This is a genomic window from Paenibacillus sp. OT2-17, from assembly GCF_009827695.1.
GTDB classification, from domain to species: domain Bacteria; phylum Bacillota; class Bacilli; order Paenibacillales; family Paenibacillaceae; genus Paenibacillus; species Paenibacillus polymyxa_B.
Genome location: NZ_WUDQ01000411.1, coordinates 1 through 3,347, shown reverse-complemented (window position 1 = coordinate 3,347; position 3,347 = coordinate 1). Strand labels below are relative to the sequence as shown.

4 protein-coding genes and 1 pseudogene are annotated in these 3,347 nt (G+C 45.5%); all 5 read left to right on the top strand.

Translation table 11 applies throughout. The annotated features are described in order from the left end of the window. Positions 1-540 (top strand): annotated as a pseudogene (narH, locus tag GRP75_RS22195) (nitrate reductase subunit beta); the annotation flags it as partial. Further along, complete coding sequence (gene narJ / locus GRP75_RS22190; RefSeq protein WP_023989703.1) at positions 533-1,099, top strand: nitrate reductase molybdenum cofactor assembly chaperone; 567 nt, start codon at positions 533-535, stop codon at positions 1,097-1,099. The pseudogene narH and the gene narJ, both read left to right, overlap by 8 nt. After that, positions 1,099-1,782, top strand: coding sequence for a respiratory nitrate reductase subunit gamma (gene narI, locus GRP75_RS22185; protein WP_028542277.1), 684 nt, complete (start codon positions 1,099-1,101; stop codon positions 1,780-1,782). The genes narJ and narI overlap by 1 nt, the downstream gene beginning before the upstream one ends. A 45-nt stretch (positions 1,783-1,827) precedes the next feature. Continuing rightward, complete coding sequence (locus tag GRP75_RS22180) at positions 1,828-2,280, top strand: GAF domain-containing protein (protein WP_023989701.1); 453 nt, start codon at positions 1,828-1,830, stop codon at positions 2,278-2,280. A gap of 1 nt (position 2,281) precedes the next feature. After that, positions 2,282-3,346 carry a PAS domain-containing sensor histidine kinase gene (locus tag GRP75_RS22175; RefSeq protein ID WP_160790380.1) on the top strand — a complete coding sequence of 355 codons (1,065 nt, stop codon included), beginning with the start codon at positions 2,282-2,284 and terminating at the stop codon, positions 3,344-3,346. The last annotated feature ends 1 nt before the right edge of the window (position 3,347 follow it).

Here is a 3,347-nt window from a genome sequence, read left to right as displayed (position 1 = left end):
CCGCACATTACCTATGGTCTGGTATGTGCCACCACTTAGTCCGATCATGAATTACTTTGAAGGGAAAGACTCGATTGAGAATCCCGATATGATCTTTCCGGCTATCGAAGAGATGCGCACCCCCATTCAGTATCTTGCCAATATGCTGACGGCGGGCGACACGCAAACCGTGAAGGAATCCTTGCAGCGAATGGCTATGATGCGCTCCTATATGCGTGCCCAGTCCACAGGACAATCTTTCGATGAAAGCCGTCTTGAGCGCATCGGCATGACACCGCGGCAGACCGAGCAGATGTATCGACTTCTGGCGATTGCCAAGTATGAGGATCGTTTCGTCATTCCGACATCGCATAAGAAGGATATTCGAACCCGTACCGAGCTCAAGGATCTGCTGGTTACGGCGATACCATGGGAAACATGGGTTCAGGCTCTGGATGTGATGGCTGTAGTCTGGCAAGTTCAATGGGGATGGAAGAGCCCTTGAAAACGGGCAAAGAAATGTATGAAGAAAACTTCTACGGGGGTATTTGGCGTGATTAATGTAGCGAAGCTGTATGAATGCAAGCCATCATTCGGGTTTTTCGCCCAGCAACTCATGTACCCAGAAAAGCTGGATTTTCATCCGGCTTTTCTGGAAACATCGTTTGATCCAAACCATCCGGCATATACGTATGCGAACACCTACTGGTCCCTTATGCAAGAGTTCAGTATGGAAGAGATTCAGGAAATGTATACAGAAACCTTTGATTTTCAAAAGAATTGTGCACTATATATGACTTACTTTAAATTCGAAGATGCAAAAGAACGGGGACAAATGTTGGTCAAGTTAAAGGTGCTATACGAGATGTATGGTCTTGAAATGCCAGATGGAGAGCTGCCAGATTACCTGCCGCTCATGTGTGAATTTCTGTATGCCGCCGAATGGTCGCAAGATCCGAAGACGACAGAAAACTTCCGCATGCCAATCGCGATCTTGGAAGACGGCACATATCATTTGCTTAAAGCGTTGGAAAAAATGAAAAGCCCGTATTTTCATTTGGTGAAGGGACTGCGTGAAACGCTTAAAGTTTGCGTAGAACAGGAGGCAGCCGCGCAATGATGATGCTAGAGCAGTTTTTATGGGTTATTTTCCCTTATATGTGCGTGGTGGTCTTTATTGTAGGGCATATTTTCCGCTATAGAAACGACCAGTTCAATTGGACAGCAAAATCAAGTGAGTTTATTGAAAAAAAACAATTGATGATCGGAAGTCTCTTATTCCACCTGGGTATTATCCCAGTTATTATGGGTCATGTATCCGGTTTGGGCATACCAAAAACCTGGATGCATGCACTGGGTGTAAACGATCATCTGTATCATATTGGAGCAGTTTATGTTGGTGGAATATTTGGAGCGATGACATTCCTCGGTATGTTGATTCTTACCTCTCGTCGTTTTACAATGCGCAATGTGCGCCGTTTAAGTACAGCGTCTGATTTGATTGTAAACGTATTGCTTTTGGCCATTGTATGCATGGGGATGTTCGCGACTCTCGTAACGAATGCGGTACAGCCGGAATTCGATTATCGGGAGACGATCTCGATCTGGTTCCGCGGTTTATTCATATTCCGTGTTGACCCGACTCTGATGAGAGACGTACCGATGTCTTTCAGGCTTCATATACTTATGGGCTTTGCGATTTTTGCATTCTGGCCGTTTACCCGGCTTGTACATGTGTGGAGTGTTCCGTTGAATTATGTGCGCAGAAGTTATATCCTTTACAGAAGACATAAATCGAATTAGGAAAGCGGGCTCTGCCTTCTTTCCTAATTCTATTAGGAGAGAGCGATGAATAATAGGATGGATTATCAAAGGGAGCTTGAGCGAATACGCGAACATTTCGGTTATGATTTCATGGCGCTAGCTCTGGTTGAACCGGCCGAATATCAATACGTAATTAAATGGAAAAATGCAGCCGGTAATTTAAATGATCGCTTTAAGCGGATTGTGCTGCAATCCGGTAAGGGCATAGCAGGAATCGTGTTTAAAACCGGGAAATCCGTTTTCATTCCATCTATTTATCAATATGTGGGGGCAGACAACCTGTTTAACTATCCGATCGTTCAATCCGAGAAGCTCAAGAGTCTCGGGGCTGTTCCCCTATGGAATGATGCTCGCGTCGCGGGCGTACTGCTTGGTGGATTTCGGGAAGAACAGCTCATGACCGAAGCCATGATGCGTGATTTGGAAGCCTTGGCACATAGAGGAATTGGAGAGTTGAACGGGAAGGAAGTGATGTGAATTGACATTGTCTTTAGGGACTGGCTCTTTGAGTGCGCTAATGGTGAAGTTGTTTGAGAACAGTACGGAAGCCATTTTCTTTTTTGATAGGCAAGGGAATACCCTAGCCATGAATCCGGCAGCTGAGGAGATTGTGGGCGATGACGTCCTCATCCAACTCTATGAAGGGAAGGAAAGAGCTTTATGTGGAACATGCAGGGGTTATACAAGCGAAACGGAGCCCCGTACCTGCCTTGACTGTTATTTCAATATGCCAGAATCCAAGGATTTCGCTTCTTTTCAGGTGTATCTGGAAACGAAGAGCAACCGAATGGTTCCCTATGCCGCTTCTTTTCACACCATTGATTCTGAACATGGAACACGGGTGTTGATGTTGAGAGACTTGACTCCACAATTTCAGACGCAGGAAAAATTGTATCAAAACAAAATGATGAAGCATGTCATTGAAGCGCAGGAAAATGAGCGCAAACGGCTTTCCAGGGAACTGCACGACAGTGTGGCCCAGGAATTGATGAGCGCGGTTGTTGAACTACGGGTGTTAAAATACATGACGAATGATGAACAGCTCATCAAAAATATGAAGCAGACTGAAGCATCCATGACACGATTGCTGGATGATATCCGCAACCTGTCTGTGGAATTACGCCCCGCCACACTTGATGATTTTGGGCTTGAAGCGGCATTTCTTTCCCACTTTAAGAGGGTTGAACAAAGCTTTGGTCTGGTAGTTGAATTTGTGTCGGATCTTTCCCAAAAGCGATATGGAAGTGAAAAGGAAACGGTCATTTACCGTGTCTGCCAGGAGGCTGTTCTCAATGCCTTGAAGTATGCCCAGGTAGACATGGTTAAAGTTTCTTTGACTGAGCACGATCATACACTTCGTTTGACTGTAGAGGACGATGGAATTGGCTTTGAAAAGGGGAGCAAGCCTATTGGAACGGGATTAGGTTTATATGGCATGCAGGAGCGAGCAGAGCTGGTAGGCGGGAGTTTTGGCGTCCTTTCAAATGTTGATCAGGGAACCAAAGTCTTTTTACAAATTCCGATTGGCCAAGAGGAGGAATAGA